The sequence below is a fragment of the Adlercreutzia sp. ZJ176 genome, from assembly GCF_011038975.1.
Taxonomy (GTDB): Bacteria; Actinomycetota; Coriobacteriia; order Coriobacteriales; family Eggerthellaceae; genus CAAEEV01.
In genome coordinates this window covers 113,470-129,170 of record NZ_JAAKEC010000008.1, presented here as the reverse complement: position 1 = coordinate 129,170, position 15,701 = coordinate 113,470, and the positions used below count along the sequence as shown (strand labels likewise).

At 68.4% G+C, this 15,701-nt stretch carries 15 protein-coding genes; 11 read left to right on the top strand and 4 right to left on the bottom strand.

Features of this window, described 5'->3' with window-relative positions; genetic code table 11:
• Positions 1 to 525 precede the first annotated feature (525 nt).
• Together queA and G7Y50_RS05890 are read right to left on the bottom strand one after the other, a co-directional pair.
• Positions 526 to 1,611, bottom strand: a complete 1,086-nt coding sequence (queA, locus tag G7Y50_RS05895; protein WP_165056829.1) for a tRNA preQ1(34) S-adenosylmethionine ribosyltransferase-isomerase QueA — start codon at positions 1,609 to 1,611, stop codon at positions 526 to 528.
• Entirely contained in the window at positions 1,608 to 2,564 is a 957-nt protein-coding gene (locus tag G7Y50_RS05890; protein ID WP_241159499.1) for an epoxyqueuosine reductase QueH, read from the bottom strand. The genes queA and G7Y50_RS05890 overlap by 4 nt, the downstream gene beginning before the upstream one ends.
• A 57-nt stretch (positions 2,565 to 2,621) precedes the next feature.
• On the opposite strand from G7Y50_RS05890, the gene G7Y50_RS05885 reads away from it, so the two are divergent.
• The 11 genes from G7Y50_RS05885 (at position 2,622) to G7Y50_RS05835 (ending at position 14,937) form a co-directional block, all read left to right on the top strand.
• Positions 2,622 to 3,599: an HAD family hydrolase gene (locus G7Y50_RS05885; protein ID WP_206214778.1), complete on the top strand. Its 978-nt coding sequence runs from the start codon at positions 2,622 to 2,624 to the stop codon at positions 3,597 to 3,599.
• On the top strand, positions 3,599 to 4,744 hold the full coding sequence (gene tgt / locus G7Y50_RS05880) for a tRNA guanosine(34) transglycosylase Tgt (protein ID WP_165056632.1): 1,146 nt from the start codon (positions 3,599 to 3,601) through the stop codon (positions 4,742 to 4,744). Before G7Y50_RS05885 ends, tgt begins: the two co-directional genes overlap by 1 nt.
• 171 nt (positions 4,745 to 4,915) lie before the next feature.
• Entirely contained in the window at positions 4,916 to 7,606 is a 2,691-nt protein-coding gene (gene secD, locus G7Y50_RS05875; RefSeq protein WP_165056634.1) for a protein translocase subunit SecD, read from the top strand.
• Between the two features lie 2 nt (positions 7,607 to 7,608).
• Positions 7,609 to 7,947 (top strand): DUF1292 domain-containing protein, encoded by a 339-nt coding sequence (locus G7Y50_RS05870; protein ID WP_241156633.1) that lies wholly within the window; start codon positions 7,609 to 7,611, stop codon positions 7,945 to 7,947.
• 156 nt (positions 7,948 to 8,103) lie between these two features.
• Entirely contained in the window at positions 8,104 to 9,429 is a 1,326-nt protein-coding gene (locus tag G7Y50_RS05865) for a lipase family protein (protein ID WP_165056635.1), read from the top strand.
• Positions 9,430 to 9,605: 176 nt separating this feature from the next.
• Positions 9,606 to 9,926 (top strand): nucleotidyltransferase family protein, encoded by a 321-nt coding sequence (locus G7Y50_RS05860; RefSeq protein ID WP_165056636.1) that lies wholly within the window; start codon positions 9,606 to 9,608, stop codon positions 9,924 to 9,926.
• Positions 9,913 to 10,251 carry a DUF86 domain-containing protein gene (locus tag G7Y50_RS05855; protein ID WP_165056637.1) on the top strand — a complete coding sequence of 113 codons (339 nt, stop codon included), beginning with the start codon at positions 9,913 to 9,915 and terminating at the stop codon, positions 10,249 to 10,251. The genes G7Y50_RS05860 and G7Y50_RS05855 overlap by 14 nt, the downstream gene beginning before the upstream one ends.
• Positions 10,252 to 10,350: 99 nt before the next feature.
• Positions 10,351 to 11,775 (top strand): sodium:alanine symporter family protein, encoded by a 1,425-nt coding sequence (locus tag G7Y50_RS05850; RefSeq protein ID WP_165056638.1) that lies wholly within the window; start codon positions 10,351 to 10,353, stop codon positions 11,773 to 11,775.
• 348 nt (positions 11,776 to 12,123) lie between these two features.
• Complete coding sequence (locus tag G7Y50_RS05845) at positions 12,124 to 13,554, top strand: sodium:alanine symporter family protein (RefSeq protein WP_165056639.1); 1,431 nt, start codon at positions 12,124 to 12,126, stop codon at positions 13,552 to 13,554.
• Between the two features lie 772 nt (positions 13,555 to 14,326).
• On the top strand, positions 14,327 to 14,545 hold the full coding sequence (locus tag G7Y50_RS05840) for a type II toxin-antitoxin system Phd/YefM family antitoxin (protein ID WP_241156634.1): 219 nt from the start codon (positions 14,327 to 14,329) through the stop codon (positions 14,543 to 14,545).
• On the top strand, positions 14,542 to 14,937 hold the full coding sequence (locus G7Y50_RS05835; protein WP_165056640.1) for a type II toxin-antitoxin system death-on-curing family toxin: 396 nt from the start codon (positions 14,542 to 14,544) through the stop codon (positions 14,935 to 14,937). Before G7Y50_RS05840 ends, G7Y50_RS05835 begins: the two co-directional genes overlap by 4 nt.
• A gap of 90 nt (positions 14,938 to 15,027) precedes the next feature.
• On the opposite strand, the gene G7Y50_RS12040 is transcribed toward G7Y50_RS05835, so the two are convergent.
• Together G7Y50_RS12040 and G7Y50_RS05825 are read right to left on the bottom strand one after the other, a co-directional pair.
• Positions 15,028 to 15,378 (bottom strand): molecular chaperone, encoded by a 351-nt coding sequence (locus G7Y50_RS12040; RefSeq protein WP_255464126.1) that lies wholly within the window; start codon positions 15,376 to 15,378, stop codon positions 15,028 to 15,030.
• Positions 15,379 to 15,484: 106 nt separating this feature from the next.
• A complete protein-coding gene (locus G7Y50_RS05825; protein WP_165056967.1) occupies positions 15,485 to 15,697 on the bottom strand; it encodes a hypothetical protein in 213 nt (70 codons plus the stop codon).
• Positions 15,698 to 15,701 lie beyond the last annotated feature (4 nt).

The following is a 15,701-nucleotide window of genomic DNA, read 5'->3' as shown; positions in this document are numbered from 1 at the left end:
CAGGCCCAGGCCGCCTCCGCGCTCGGCGTCGCGAGCGCCAGGATAAGCGAGCTCGAGAGGTGCGTGCGCGTCGACGGGCCGCTGCTCCGGAGGTACCTCGAGTGGCTCGGCGCGATGTCCCCCGAGGAACGGCGGAAAACACCGGAATCGGGCCTTGACAGCAAATAGGAGCCTCATCCTGAGCGGAGCGCCCGGAGGGCGCGGAGTCGAAGGATCTGGTCGCGCGTGGATGGCGCATGCGGGCGCGCCGCGCTTGGGGCCAGATCCTTCGACTCGCTTCGCTCGCTCAGGATGACATGGGGGGGCTGCTCGCTCAGGATGACATGGGGGGGGGAGGCTGCTTGTTCAGGATGACGCGGGGGTGCGATGCTCTCACCCATGCGATGTGGTTCGGGTATGGTGCACGCGCCCATGCGATGGGATGCGGGTATGATGCTGCGCAGGGCGTGGTCCGTTTGCGTAAGCCGGGCAGGACGCAGTGGCGATGCTGCGCAGGGCGCGGTCTGCTTGCGCAGGCGTTCGCTGCTAGTGGATGAACATCGCGTCGCCGAAGCTCAGGAGGCGGTAGCGCTCGGCGATGGCGTGCTCGTAGGCGCGCATGATCGCCTCGCGGCTGGCGAACGCGCTCACGAGCATCATGAGGGTCGACTTCGGCACGTGGAAGTTCGTGACCAGGGCGTCCACCACGTGGAACTCGTACCCCGGCAGGATGTAGAGCGAGGTGGCCTCGCGGTCGCGCGGCTTGAGCGCGCCCGACGCGGCGTCCCAGGCGCTCTCGAGCGAGCGCACGCTCGTGGTCCCCACGGCCACCACGCGCCCGCCGCGCGCCTTCGTGCGCGCCACGGCGTCCGCCACCTTGGGCCCCACGGTGTAGAGCTCGGTGTGGATCTGGTGATCCTCGGCGTTCTCCTCGTCGACCGTGCGGAAGGTGTCGAGGCCCACCTCGAGCTCGACGGTCTCCCACTCCACGCCCTTGGCGCGCAGACGGTCGATGAGCTCGGGCGTGAAGTGCAGCCCTGCGGTGGGAGCGGCGGCCGAGCTTTCGCGGCGCGCGTACACGGTCTGGTACATCTCCGCGTCGCCCGCGTAGTCCTTGATGTAGGGCGGCAGCGGCGTGGTGCCCACGGCGTGCAGCGCCTCGTCGAGCGAGGGGAGCTCGGTCGAGAGGCGCGCCACGCGCTCGCCGCGCTGGGCGTTGCGCGCCCAGTCGACGATCTCGGCCGAGAGCGCCACGTTGCCGTCCCCGTCGGCGAAGTCCACCACGGCGCCCGCGTGGGGCTTCAGGCGCTTGCCGGGGCGCACGAGCACCTCCCAGAAGGCAACTCGGTTGGTGCGCGGCTCGGGCCCGCCGCATTCGCGCAGCAGGAACACCTCGGCCGCGCCGCCCGTCCCGCGCTTGGCGCCGAGGAGGCGTGCGGGCATGACGCGCGTCTCGTTGGCGACGAGCAAGTCGCCCGGGTTCAGGTACTCCTCGATGTCGCGGAAGATGCGGTCCTCCAGCGCGCCCGTCGCGCGGTCGAGCGCCAGCATGCGGCAGGCGTCGCGCACGGCGGCCGGCTCCTGCGCGATGAGCTCGGGCGGCAGGTTGTAGTCGAAGTCGGAAGTTCTCACTGGCTGTTCTCCTTGGCACATCTCAGCTGCTTGAGCACGGCGCGCTTGCGGGCCTGCTTGGCGGCGTAGGCCTGCTTGCTCGCGCGCCGCGCGGCTCGCTCGGCCTCGGCGGCGGCCCGCTCGGCGGCATGCGCGGCGGCCTCGCGCTCGCGCGCCTCGGCGCGGAAGCGCTTGCGCGCGGCCCGCTCGACAGCCGCCTCCTCTTCGGAGAAGCGGCAGCCGCAGAAGTTCTGGCGGTAGAGGCCCGCCTCGCGCGATCGGCGCGTGGCCTCGGCGTAGTAGGGGCGGTAGTCCTCGAAGAGGGGGCGGACGTTCGCGGCCTGCGCAGCCCGCTCGAGCTCCTCGCGGATGACGTCGGTGTACTGGTAGGGGCTGACCGAGAGCGTGGTGCCGAGCGCGTCGAACCCGTTTTCGGCGGCGAAGCGCGCAGCCTCCTCGAAGCGCAGGCGGTAGCACGCGCGGCAGCGCGCCTGGCGCGCGGCTTCGGCCTGGGCTGAGTGCGTGGGCGTCCCGCCGCCCGCCACGCCCGCAGCGCCCGCCACGCCCACAGCGCCCGCCGCGCCCGCCGTCCCGCCGCCCGCTGCGCCTGGCGTCCCGTCGCCCGCTGCGCCTGGGGTCCCGTCGCCAGCCGTCCCGCCGCCTTCCCCATCTGCCACGTCCCCGGCGATCACACCGAAGCGCGCGCGGGCGGCGTTGCCGATGCGCCCGGCGGTCGCCTCCCAGGTGGCCACGTCATAGCGGCCCTCGGAAAGGCCGAGCCCCGCGGACGTAGCCCACCCCTTGATCGTCTCGAGGCGGTGGGCGTACTCCTCGGGCGGGTGGATGTTCGAGTTCGCGTAGTAGACGTGCGGCTCCACCCCGCGCTCGCGCAGCAGGCGCACCGGCTCCATCGAGCAGGGCCCGCAGCAGGCGTGGAGTAGCAATTTCGTCGGGTTTTCGGCGGCTGAGGTCATGAAGGGTATACTACCATGCCACATCGAAAGCATGCGAGCGATCAGAGGAAACACCTTATGGAAGACACCCCACAGCCCGTAACCTCCCCGACGAGCGATCGAAGCGCGCGCCCCGCGCCCCGCGCCTACCGCGCGGTGTTCTTCGACCTCGACGGCACGCTTCTGCCCATGGACATCGACCCGTTTCTGAAGGCGTACTTCGCGGGCATCGTGCGCTACATGGCCGCACGCGGCTTCGACGCGCCGGCGTTCCAGGAGGGGCTCGGCCGGGGAACCCGCGCCATGATGAGCCATGCCGCCGACGAGGTCAACGCCGACGCGTTCTGGGGCGAGTTCTTCAAGCACGTCGATGAGCAGGCCGCCGACTGGCACGCCATCTGCGACGAGTACTACGCCACCGAGTTCGGGAGTCTCGGCGCCGACGTGAGGCCGAGCGAGCCCATGGTGCGCGCCGTGCACGCGCTCGGGGAGAAGGGCTACCCGCTTCTGCTCACCACCATGCCGCTGTTCCCGCCGCGTGCCGTGGCGTGGCGGCTGGCGTGGGCGGGCCTCTCGCCTGACCTCTTCGCGCGCATCACCGCCTACGACAACTCGACGGCCATCAAGCCCCAGCTCGCGTACTACGCCGAGAACCTCGCGGCGTGCGGCGTCGCGGGCGCCGACGTGCTCATGGTGGGCAACAACACCGTGGAGGACGCGGTCATAACGAAGCTCGGCGCCGACATCTTCCTCGTGACCGACCACCTGCTCGACCCCGTGCCCGGCGGCTTCGACCTCTCGATCGTCAAGCACGGCACGGCCGAGCAGTTCGCCGCCTGGGTCGACGCGCTTCCCGTCTGCGCGAACCCCATTGGGGGAGTGGATGGGGGCGTCATCCCCGCCGCGGCGCGCGAGGCGGTCCTCGCGGCGAATGCTGTGGGCGAGGAGACCGCCGCCAGCCCCGCGGCCGCCGCCACGCCGGACGCCGCCGGCCCCGCGGCCGCCGCCAGCCCCGCGGCCGCCACGTCCGCCGCGGCGGAGGGGGTGTCGGCCTAGTGGCGCTCTTCGAGGCGACCTGCGACGCCACGTGCGGCCACGCCCGCGCGCTCACCTACGAGACGGCGCACGGCGCCTTCCAGACCCCCATGTTCATGCCCGTGGGCACGCACGCCACGGTGAAGGGCATCTTGCCCGACCAGCTGCGCGACCTCAAGTCCCAGGTGGTGCTCGCGAACACCTACCACCTCGCCATGCGCCCCGGCGCCGACCTGGTGGCCGAGGCGGGCGGCATCCACGCCTTCATGCGCTACGACGGCCCCATGCTCACCGACTCGGGCGGCTTCCAGGTGTTCAGCCTGGCTGACACCGTGAAGCTCTCCGACGACGGCGTCACCTTCAGGAGCATCTACGACGGCGCGAAGGTGCACTGGACGCCCGAGGAGAACATGCGCATCCAACAGCTGATCGGCGCCGACATCGCCATGCAGCTCGACCAGTGCGCGCCGTACCCGGCCGAGCGCGCGTTCGTGCAGAAGGCGGTCGACTACTCGAGCGCCTGGGCGCGCCGCTGCCTGGCCGCGCACACGCGCGTCGACCAGACGCTCTTCGGCATCGTGCAGGGCGGCATGCACCTCGACCTGCGCCTCGAGAGCGTCCGGCGCCTGCGCGCGATCGAGGAGGACTCGCTCGCGGCGGGCGGGCGGCGCTTCGGCGGCTTCGGCATCGGCGGCTACTCGGTGGGCGAGAGCCACGAGGTGATGTTCGAGACGCTCGGCGAGGTGGCCCGCGCGCTGCCGGAGGACCGCCCGCGCTACCTCATGGGCGTGGGCAACCCCACCACGCTTGTGCGCGCGGTGGCCGAGGGCGTGGACATGTTCGACTGCGTGCTGCCCACGCGCACGGCCCGCATGGGCACGGCGTTCTCCAGCACGGGCCGCATGAACATGCGCAACGCCAAGTACACGCGCGACTTCGGGCCGCTCGACGCGCAGTGCGCCTGCCCCACGTGCCAGAACTTCACGCGCGCCTACGTGCGCCACCTGGTGAAGCAGGACGAGATGCTCGGCGGCATCCTGCTTTCCATCCACAACCTGCACTACCTGCTCGACCTCATGCGCCGCGCCCGCGCGGCGGTGCTCGCGGGCGCCTACGACGAGTTTCTGGCGGCGTGGATGGCGAGCCCGGCAGCGCAGGATTATTAAGATTCGAGAATAAAGCGACGGTGAGCGGCTGCGGTCTGGCCGAGGATGCCCGTTTGTGGCACAATAGATAAGTTGACCGCATAAGATACGTGAAACACCTCTCGGGCGGTTTGCGCAAGCGACCGCCCGAGGGCTTTTGAGGAAGAGAACACGAAAAGGAGCATCTCGCCCATGGCTTTGGAGCGCAACGTCAAGAAGAAGCCGGCGCGCACGCACGACCGCCGCAACATATGGCTGCTCGTCCTCACCACCGTGCTGGTGGTGGTGTCGGTGGCGCTGTTCACGCCGCCGCAGGAGAAGATCAACCAGGGCCTCGACATCCAGGGCGGCCTGTCGGTGGTGCTCACGGCGAAGTCCGACGACGGCAGCGCGGTGACGGCTGACGACATGGAGAAGTCACGCGCCATCATCGAGAGCCGCGTGAACGCCCTCGGCGCGTCGGAGGCCACGGTGCAGGTGCAGGGGTCTGACCAGATCCTCGTGCAGATCCCGGGCCTGTCCGACACCGAGCAGGCGCTCGCCACCATCGGGCGCACCGGCTCGCTCACCCTCGCGCGCCTCGACTCGTTCACCGACCAGGAGGTGGTGCAGAAGATCAAGAGCGGCCAGTACGCCAACGAGGCCACCTTCACGGACGACTACGGCAACACCTTCCCCACGGGCGAGACGCAGCACCTCACCGTTGAGCCGGGCACCTACACGCCGCTCGTCACGGGCGAGAACATCACCAACGTCACCATCGACCGCGCGAGCGAGACGGGCACCGACTACGCGGTGAACGTCACGCTCGACGCCGAGGGCGCCGCCGCGTTCGCCGAGGCCACGGCCGAGCTCGCGCCCACCAAGGGCGAGATCGTCATCATCCTCGACAACGAGGTGCAGTCCGCGCCGCGCGTGCAGTCCGAGATCCCCAACGGGCAGGTGCAGATCACGGGCAACTACACGCAGGAAGAGGCGAAGAACCTGCAGACCATCCTCGAGTCGGGCTCGCTGCCCGTGAGCTTCGAGTACGCTCAGAGCCAGGTGGTCGGCCCGACGCTCGGCCAGGACGCGCTGGCCTCCGGCGTGCTGGTGGCGCTCATCGGCTTGGCCGTGGTCATGCTCTACCTGCTGGTGTTCTACCACGGCCTGGGCCTCATCACGGCGGCGGCCATGCTCGTGTTCGCCGTGCTCTACCTGGGCATCCTGGCAGCGCTCTCGGCGTTCGGGCTGTTCAGCCTCTCGCTTGCGGGCGTGGCGGGCATCGTGCTCACCATCGGCATGGCGGCTGACTCCTCCATCCTCACGCTCGAGCGCTTCCGCGAGGAGATCCGCATGGGCCGCAGCGTGCGCGCGGCGTCCATCACGGGCGTGCGGCACGCCATTATGACCTCCATCGACGCCGACCTGGTCACGCTCGTGTCGGCGCTGTCGCTGTTCTTCCTGGCGAGCGCGTCGGTCAAGGGCTTCGGCCTCACGCTGGCGCTCGGCATCCTGTGCGACATCGTGATGATGCTCCTGTTCAAGGCGCCGCTCATCCGCCTGCTCGCGCCGAAGGCCATCGCGAGACACCCCGGCTTCTGGGGCACGCGCGACTCGGTCGAGGCGGCGCGCGCGGGCGAGGCGGCTGCGAAGGCGGCGGAAGCTGACGGGGTCGCGGGGGCGGACGGCACCCAGGCCGCCGGCGCCCAGGCCGCTGGTGCCGCCGACGTCCAGGCCGCGGGGGCTGCCGGGACCGCCGGGGCTGACGCTCCGGCGGCAGGCGCGGGCGCCTCTCCGGCGAACCCTCCGGCGCCGAAGGTCAAGGGCCGCTTCATCAAGCGCGACATCAACTTCCTCGGCCACCGCAAGGTGTTCCTCATCGTGGCGGCCGTCGCCATGTGCGCGTGCTTTGCCGTGGTGGGCCTGCGCGGGCTGAACTTCGGCATCGAGTTCGTGGGCGGCACCTCGGTGGCGTTCCACGACACCGGCGAGGTCACCATCGAGCAGATGCGCGACGCGTTCGCCGACGCGGGCGAGCCTGACGCGGTGATCCAGACCACCACGGCCGACGGCGAGGAGGGCTTCCTCGTGCGCACCACCACCACGAGCGCCGAGGACGCCGCGGCGAGCGCCGGCGCGGTCGCCGCCGAGCTGGGGCTGTCCACGGAGAGCTTCGAGGTGACCACCATCGGGCCCGACTGGGGCGCAAGCGTGATCCAGTCGTCGCTGATCGCGTTTCTGGTGTCGCTCGTGCTCATCATCGCCTACATCGGCATCCGCTTCCGCGACTACAAGATGGGCATCATGGCCGTGGTGGCGCTGTTCCACGACCTCATCCTGGTGATGGGCATCTACGCGCTCGTGGGCCGCGAGGTGAACCCCAACACCATCGCGGCGCTGCTCACCATCTTGGGCTACTCGCTGTACGACACGGTGGTGGTGTTCCACCGCATCAACGACAACATGAGCGGCGAGAGCATCCGCTGCACGTTCATGACCATGGCGAACCACTCCATCAACCAGGTGCTCATCCGCACCATCAACACCACGCTGACGTCGTTCATCCCGGTGTTCGCGATGCTTCTGTTCGGCGGCGAGACGCTGAAGGACTTCGCGTTCGCCATGGCGATCGGCCTCATCGCGGGCTCGTACTCGTCCATCGCCATCGCCACGCCGCTGTATGCGATGTGGAAGACGCGCGAGCCTAAGTTCGCCAAGCTGCAGAAGAAGTACGGGACCGAGATCGCCCTCTTCGAGTTCGAGCACGCGGGCAGCGAGCCCGTCGCGCAGGTGCCGCTGGCGCGTCTCGAGGCAGCGGCCGCGGCGGCTGTGGCACCCGAGAAGGCGCCGCAGAAGAGCACTGGCAACAAGAAGAAGCCGAAGAAGCACGGGAGGAGCTAGCCATGGCCGATCAGGGAAGCATACGCGAGGGAAGCGCGCCGAACTTCTGCCCCCCGGTGGAGGAGGGCGTCACGTTCTCGTTCGAAGACGAGCGGGGCGACGTGGTCGAGCTCGAGTTTCTGGGGCTCGTCCTGCACGAGGGGCGCTCGTACGGGTTCTTCTTCCCGGTTGACGAGGACAGCCCGGCGTGCTCGTCGGGCGAGGTGGTGCTGCTCGAGGTGACCGAGGTCGACGAAGAGGGCCAGCCCGCCGCGTTCGAGCTGGTCGCCGACGAGGCCGTCGCGCTCGAGGTGTACGAGGACTTCCAGAGGGCCACGCGCGACCTCTACCGCTTCGAGTAGGGAGAAGCTGACGTCTGCGCCCCGATTTCGCCTCCTCTCCTCAACGTGCTGGAAACGCCGAGGAAAATGTCACGGGCGTGTAAGTCTGCGGTAAGGTTCGCTCCTTAGACTTTGAACCGTCGAAGACGGCGAAAGCTGGAGCGAAGGGAGACGGCCGTGGCTGAGGAGAAGACGTCGACGTTGGTCCGCGTGGTGGCGCTGGGCCTCGTGCTCATGCTGGCGCTCGGGGCGGCGGGCGTGCACGCGGCCTCGACGGTCATAGCCGACATGGTGCGCCGCGCGCCTGACGTGGCGCTTGCGGCGCCTGCCCCGACGGCGCTCGCCGAAGACGCCTTCACGCGCCCGCTGCCCGCCCTGCCCGCTGCGCGCTCCGAGTCGGTCACGGTCGCCTACGCGAGCGAGCTGGCAGGCGTGGGCGGCGGACACGTGGCCGAGGCGCAGGTGGCTTTCGACAACGCGTGGCTCATCGACGGCTCCCGCTCCTACAACAACGACCTGGCTGCGACCTGCGCCGCGCTGAGCGCCGCGGTGAACGCGCAGTCGAGCTACGGCGCGCCCGGAGGCCGCGCCTACGCGGTCGAGGCCTTAGGCGCGCTCGGCTTTTGTGACGTCGACGTGAGCGCGTACGAGGGCCGCAGCCGCGTCGTCGACGAGGTGGCGAATGCGCTTTCGGGCTCGACGGACGTGGCGGCCTACGCGCTCGCGCGCAAGGAGCTCGTCGCCTCAGACGGGCGCGTCGCGGGCGACGTGGTGCTCGTGGGCGTGCGCGGCACCTACGGGAGCGAGTGGCTGAGCAACTTCAACTGCGCGCTCGGCCCTGATGCAGGCGAGGCGGACCATCGCGGGTTCGCCCGCGCCGCCGACGAGGCGCGCTCGGCGCTCGGTGCCTACCTGGAGCGCCATGGCCTCGACCAGCGCACCACCCACGTGCTCCTCTTCGGGCACAGCAGGGGAGGGGCGGTGGTGAACCTCCTGGCTGCCGACCTGATCGACGAGGGGTCGTACGCCGGCGTGCACGCCTACACGTTCGCCGCGCCGAACAGCACGCGCTCACCCGAGCGCGCAAATAAGGCGTATGCGGGCATCTTCAACGTGGTGAACCCAGCTGACGCGGTACCGAGCCTTCCGCTTGCCGCGTGGGGCTACGGCGCGTACGGCATGACGGTCGAGCTCCCCGCGCGGGAGCACGTGGCCTACCGTGCGGCGTACAACCACATGAGCGCCGCCCGGTCTGCGCTCACGCGCTGCGAGGTGGTGGGCGACCGGCGCGAGAGCCCGCTGCCCGCCGACGTGCTCGAGGCGTGCGCATCGGCGCTCGCGCGGGTGTCGGAGGGCTCGGGCGGGGCGGCTGCGCTCGCGCAGGCAGCAGGCGCGCTCGCCAGCATCGACGTGACCTCGGCGCTCACGGCCCACAGCCCTGACACCTACCTCGCCTGGCTGCAGACCGCCAACCCCGCGACCTTCACCTTCAAGACCCGCTGACGCACGGCCTGGGGCAGGCCTGTACCGCCTGCCGCCCCGCGCTGCCCGCCGCCCCGCCAAGCGCACCGCCTGCGTCTCTTCTCCGCTTCGCATTTTTCGTGGGGCGGGGGCCGTCGCCGAATCGTCGCTGCGCGGTATAATGAACCAGCGTCTTCGTTTGACTGAAGGAGGTGTCCATGGCTCCGTATTCGCTGGACGAGCTGAGAAGCGCCGTCTCGAAGGCTGCCGTCGCCTATAACGCGCGCGCTCGCGAGGAGGAGCGGATTGCTCGCGTCTCCCTCTTCGGGAGCTATGCGGAAGGACGCGCCTCCCAAGCCTCTGACGTCGACCTGCTCGTCTCGTTCGAGTCGGCTATAGTAAGCTTGTTCACGCTGGCCAAGGTGCTGTCGAGCATGGAGGAGCAGCTCGGCCTCCCTGTAGACGTCATTCAGGATCCCCCTCCAGACGGATCTCTTCTGCAGGTGACGAAGGTGGTGCCGCTCTATGAACGAGCGTGACCGCAGGATCCTCGAGAAGATCGTCTCGGAGATCGAATACCTGGAGCAGCTGCTTGACGGCATGAGCCAAGCCGAGTTCCTCGGCAACGAAACAGTCGAGCGCGCCGCCTCGATGACGTCGATCAACATAGGCGAGCTCGCCAAGAGCCTCAGCGCTGAGTTCTATGCGAAGCACCCGGACACGGAGCTGCGGTTTGCGGCGAGAACTCGCGACGTCTACGCTCACGGGTACTTCACGCTCTCGTTCGCGACGGTCTACAAGACCTCGACGGAGGACTATCCGCGCATGAGGTCCTGGATAGAGTCCACACTGTCCGAGGAGTAGCCTGGCGCCCCGGCTCGTTTCGCATTTTTCGTGGGGCGGGGACCGTCGCCGAATCGTCGCTGCGCGGGCGCGGGCAGAAGGTTACAATGGCGAACCACTATGACTGAGATACTCAACGCCATCGACTCCTTCGTCTGGGGTCCCGCCATGATAGCCCTGCTCTTGGGCACGCACCTCTACCTCACCGTCCGCACGGGCTTCATCCAGCGCAAGCTGCCGGCCGCCATCCGCATGTCGCTCGCGAGCGATCCCGACGGCAAGGGCGACATCTCCAACTTCGGCGCGCTGGCCACGGCGCTCGCGGCCACCATCGGCACCGGCTCCATCGTGGGCGTGGCCACGGCCATCCTCGCGGGCGGGCCGGGCGCGGTGCTCTGGATGTGGATCGCCGGCATCTTCGGCATCGCCACCAAGTACGTCGAGGTGTACGCCTCCATCAAGTACCGTGTGCGCGACCACGCCGGCCAGATGCTCGGCGGCGCCATGTACGTGTGGGAGCGCGCCTTCGCGCGCGCGGACGGCTCCGTCCCGTGGTGGGCGAAGGCGGGCGCGGTGGCCTTCGCGGCGTTCGCCGTCGTCGCCACCATCGGCACGGGCAGCGCGGTGCAGGCTTCCGCCATGTCGGGCATCATCACCTCGTCGATCCCGGCCATCCCCAAGGAGGCCGTGGCGGTGGTCATCGTGGTCGCGGTGTCGGCCGTCATCTTCGGCGGCGTGAGGTCGATCTCGCGCGTGTGCGAGAAGCTCGTGCCCTTCATGGCCGTGGCCTACGCGGCGGGATGCCTCGTCATCATGGTGCTGAACTGGAGCGTTCTCGGCGAGGCGGTCCTGATGATCCTCACGTGCGCGTTCACGCCCCAGGCGGCGTTCGGCGGGGCCGTGGGGAGTGGCCTGGCGACGGCGCTGCAGTACGGCTGCGCGCGCGGGCTGTTCTCCAACGAGAGCGGCCTGGGGACCGCCCCCATCGTGGCGGCTGCCGCCAAGACCAAGAACCCCGCCGAGCAGGCGCTCATCGCCATGACGGGCACGTTCTGGTCGACGGTGGTCATCTGCCTGCTCACGGGGCTCGTGCTCGTGTCTACCATGATCAGCTACCCCGACATCCAGGCGCAGATCCTCGAGAACCCGAGCATCTACACGGGCGCGGCGCTGGCCTCGACGGCCTTCGCGAAGATCCCGTACCTGGGCACGCCCATCCTCGTGCTCGGCATGGTGGCGTTCTCCTACTCCACCATCCTAGGCTGGAGCTACTACGGCAACCGCTGCGTCACCTACCTGCTCGGCAGCCGCGCCAACATCCCGTACCAGGTGGTGTACGTGATCGTGGCGGCCCTCGGCGCCGTCGGGGTGGGGGACGTGGTCTGGACGATCTCGGACATCGGCAACGCGCTCATGGCCATACCGAACATCATCGCCATCCTGCTGCTCTCCGGCCTGATCGCGCGCGAGACGCGCCACTACGTCTACGAGGGCCACCTCGACGAGGTGTGCGACGCGCCCATCCCCGTGGTCAAGGGGAAGTAGGCCTGTCGCTTGCGCCGGCGCGTGGGCTCGCTGGGCTCGCGCGGCTGCTTGCGCCTGGGCTCGCGCGGCTGCCCGCACTGAGGCCCGCGCCAGCCGCTCGCTGGCGCCCGTCTTGCCACGCGGCGGCGCGTGCTCTCCGTTCGCTGACAGTTTTCAGCTTGTTAACAAATCGAGCGCTCGCTTCTGCCTATAATGCAGCTACTTTAGCGCGTTAAAGTGCTTCTGCCGAAACGGCTTTCGCCGCACCCCGGCGGCCATCCCGTCGGTCGTCCTGTCGAGCAAACCCCTTTCGACACAAGCTCTTTCGCGTCACGGGAAACGGTTCACCACACAAGGGAAAGAGACGCTATGGAAGCGGTAATCGACGTCATCAATGCGGTTGACAGCTTCGTCTGGGGCATTCCGATGCTGGTCCTCCTTCTGGGCTCGCACATCTTCATGACTTTCAGGACGGGCTTCATCCAGCGCAAGCTTCCGACGGCCATCAAGCTGTCGATCACCAAGGACCCGGACGCTCCGGGCGACATCAGCCAGTTCGGCGCGCTGTGCACGGCGCTGTCAGCCACCATCGGCACGGGCAACATCGTGGGCGTGGGCACGGCCATCATCGCGGGCGGCCCGGGCGCGGTGCTGTGGATGTGGCTCACCGGCGTGTTCGGCATCGCCACCAAGTACTCCGAGACGTACGCCGCGGTGAAGTACCGCGTGAAGGACCACAACGGCAACATGCTCGGCGGCGCCATGTACGCGTGGAAGCGCGCCTTCAAGAAGGGCGACGGCACCACCCCGTGGTGGGCGATGCTCGGCGCGGGCGCGTTCGCGGTGTTCGCCGCCGTCGCCTCGTTCGGCATCGGCTCGGCGGTGCAGTCCTCCGCCATGACCGAGGTCATCACCACGAACCTGCCGGGCATCCCCACCTGGGGCATCGGCTTGGCCATCGTGATCATGGTGTCGGCCGTCATCTTCGGCGGCGTGAAGGTGATCTCGCGCGTGTGCGAGAAGCTCGTGCCGTTCATGGCGCTGGCCTACGCGTGGGGCTGCATCATGATCCTCGGCATGAACTGGGAGTACGTCTGGCCGGCGCTCTGCCTGATCGTCGAGTGCGCCTTCACCCCGAAGGCGGCGTTCGGCGGCGCTCTGGGAAGCGGCCTCATGCTGGCGCTGCAGTTCGGCTGCGCGCGCGGCCTGTTCTCCAACGAGTCCGGCCTCGGCTCGGCGCCCATCGTGGCGTCCGCCGCCTCCACGCGCAACCCGGCGCGCCAGGCGCTCGTGTCCATGACGGGCACCTTCTGGGACACCGTGGTCATCTGCCTGCTCACGGGCCTCGTGCTCGTGTCCACCATGCTCGGCAACGCCGACCTTCAGGCGCAGATCATGGCGGGCTCCATCACCGCCGGCGCGCAGCTCACGAGCGCCGCGTTCGCCGAGATCCCCTACATCGGCACGCCGATCCTCGTGTTCGGCATGATCCTGTTCGCGTACTCCACCATCCTGGGTTGGAGCTACTACGGCAATCGCTGCGTCACCTACCTGTTCGGCAAGAGGGCCATCCGCCCCTATCAGGTGCTCTACGTGATCGTGGCGTTCCTCGGCGCCATCGGCATCGGCGACGTGGTCTGGACCATCTCCGACATCACCAACGCGCTCATGGCTGTGCCCAACATCATCATGGTGCTGCTGCTCTCCGGCCTGATCGCGCGCGAGACGCGCCACTACGTCTACGAGGGCAACCTCGGCGAGCTCGACGAGACCCCGATCCCTCAGCTCGAGAGTAAGTAGGGAAGGGCGGCATACCCCGCTTATGCAAGGCGGCCCCGGGAAACCGGGGCCGTTTTTTTGTTGCGTGCGGGCGTGGCGCGGGACATGCGAGGCGCGGGGTGTCGGCGACGGGTGGCGTGCGGGCGTGGCTGCGCTAGCGCGCGGGACGCGCGAGGCGCGCGTGGGCATGGCTGCCTGGCGTGGCGTGCGTGATGTTTGGTGGCAGCGTGTCTGAGCACGGGATGCGTATTGGCGTGCGGGGTTGCGTGCCGGCGACGGGTGGCGTGCGGGCGTGGCTGCGCTGGTGCGCGGGACGTGCGAGGCGCGGGGTGCGCGGGACGTGCGAGGCGCGGGATGCGCAGGCATTTCCCTCGTGTCATCCTGAGCGGAGCGCCCGGAGGGCGCGGAGTCGAAGGATCTGGTTGCAAGTGGAGTGCGCATGCGGGCGCGTCATGCTCGGGGCCAGATCCTTCGACTCGCTTCGCTCGCTCAGGATGACACGGGGGAAATGCCCGCTCAGGATGACACGGGGGAAATGCCCGCTTGGGATGACGCGGGAGGCTGCCCGCTTGGGATGACGCGGGAGGCTGCCCGCTTGGGATGATATGGGGAGTGATGGCCCGCTCAGGATGACACGGGAGGCTGCCCGCCTGGGATGATATGGGGGGGTGATGGCTCGCTTCAACGGATGCGATTCTCGGGTGCGTTCCAGTTGACTCAAGCCGGCCATTGAGCCGCGGGCTTAAAGTGGCTAGAATTCTAGCCAAGTCAAATTCGAGGCAATGGAGGCATCATGGCCATCACGATAGGTCTTGCCGAGGCAAAGGACAACTTTTCGCGCGTAACTGCCGAGATAAACAGAACGGGTCGCCCGGTGACGGTCCTAAAGAACAACAAGCCGTGGGTGACGATTAGCCCCGCCGCCGCCCGTGATTCCTCTATGGAAGCCGTGGACGTGGCAATAGACTTCATGGACGAGTACGCCGACGTGTTCAGGGAGCTTGCGAAGTGAGCGGGCTTGCGAGGCCGCTGAGCAAGGAGGCGGTGCGCTCCATCCACTCCGCCGCCATCGCCAAGTTCGGCGGTCTTGACGGCGTGCGTGACGAGGGGCTGCTGGAATCAGCTTTGGCCCAGCCGTTCCAGACGTTCGGCGGAGAGGATCTTTATCCCACGTTGGCCCAGAAGGCCGCGCGGTACGCATACGGGATAGCGTCAAGCCATCCCTTCCTTGACGGCAACAAGCGCGCAGCGGCTGCCGTGATGGGCGCGTTCCTGAGGTTGAACGGGTGCTGCTTCAGGCCGAGGCATGATGAGCTGCTGGCAATCATGATGGGCGTGGCTGGCGGAAGCGTCTCGTACGATGAGCTTTCCGATTGGATCCAGTCGGTGTTGCGAGAAGGCTGAGCGCCTCCGCAGCTCCGGGACGTTGTCTGCGCCAAGGAGCATGCGAAGGCGTTTCGTCGACGGCGTATGTCTGACAAGAGGCTTGTAACCTCAAGAGCCGAGGCTCGTCAGGAGGTCTGCGATGGCTCGGTAGTAGTCGGTCCGGGCGCTCCGCCTCATCGCCTCGCCGTAGCCTGCCATCCACCTGCCCAGGTGCTCGTTGAAAAAGCGATCCTTGATCGCGGCGATGGCGCGGGCCGCGTCCTCGTCCCCCTCCAGCACAGCCGCGATCTCCCGGTCGACGCAGAACTTCATGAAAGACAGCTCCATGCCGATCTGATCGGCGGCTTCGCGATACTCTCCGCTCGGCGCAAACCCGGCTTCGACGAACAGGCGGTTCAGGCTTTGGACGACGGCGCTTTCTGGCTCGTTTGCGTAAAGCGACTCGTACGGCGGGTTGATGCATTGGGCGTCTACGTGGCGTATCAGCCTCGCGCGGGTCGCGGTCGTAGACCTCCCGCAGCTTCTCGGCTGCGATGCCGATGGCCTCGTCCCAGGTGATCTCGACTCAGCCAGGATCGACGTCCATGCCCTTCTCAGGGTTGGTGCGCTTCATGGGCGCCTTGATGCGGTAAGGGTTGTACATGTTCATGATGGCGCCCTTGCCACGCGGGCAGAGCGTTCCTCTGTTGCTGGGTCGCGCAGGGTCGCCTTCGATGCTGACGACCACGCCGTCCTTGACCGTGGTGATGTTGCCGCAGGAGCCTCGTTCCATGCGCATGGCG

Excerpts from the sequence above, each read along its gene's own strand:
- G7Y50_RS05890 (WP_241159499.1), bottom strand. The coding sequence starts at position 2,564 with ATGACCTCAGCCGCCGAAAACCCGACGAAATTGCTACTCCACGCCTGC.
- G7Y50_RS05885 (WP_206214778.1), top strand. The coding sequence starts at position 2,622 with ATGGAAGACACCCCACAGCCCGTAACCTCCCCGACGAGCGATCGAAGC.
- secD (WP_165056634.1), top strand. The coding sequence starts at position 4,916 with ATGGCTTTGGAGCGCAACGTCAAGAAGAAGCCGGCGCGCACGCACGAC.
- G7Y50_RS05870 (WP_241156633.1), top strand. The coding sequence starts at position 7,609 with ATGGCCGATCAGGGAAGCATACGCGAGGGAAGCGCGCCGAACTTCTGC.
- G7Y50_RS05860 (WP_165056636.1), top strand. The coding sequence starts at position 9,606 with ATGGCTCCGTATTCGCTGGACGAGCTGAGAAGCGCCGTCTCGAAGGCT.
- G7Y50_RS05855 (WP_165056637.1), top strand. The coding sequence starts at position 9,913 with ATGAACGAGCGTGACCGCAGGATCCTCGAGAAGATCGTCTCGGAGATC.
- G7Y50_RS05850 (WP_165056638.1), top strand. The coding sequence starts at position 10,351 with ATGACTGAGATACTCAACGCCATCGACTCCTTCGTCTGGGGTCCCGCC.
- G7Y50_RS05845 (WP_165056639.1), top strand. The coding sequence starts at position 12,124 with ATGGAAGCGGTAATCGACGTCATCAATGCGGTTGACAGCTTCGTCTGG.
- G7Y50_RS05840 (WP_241156634.1), top strand. The coding sequence starts at position 14,327 with ATGGCCATCACGATAGGTCTTGCCGAGGCAAAGGACAACTTTTCGCGC.
- G7Y50_RS05825 (WP_165056967.1), bottom strand. The coding sequence starts at position 15,697 with ATGCGCATGGAACGAGGCTCCTGCGGCAACATCACCACGGTCAAGGAC.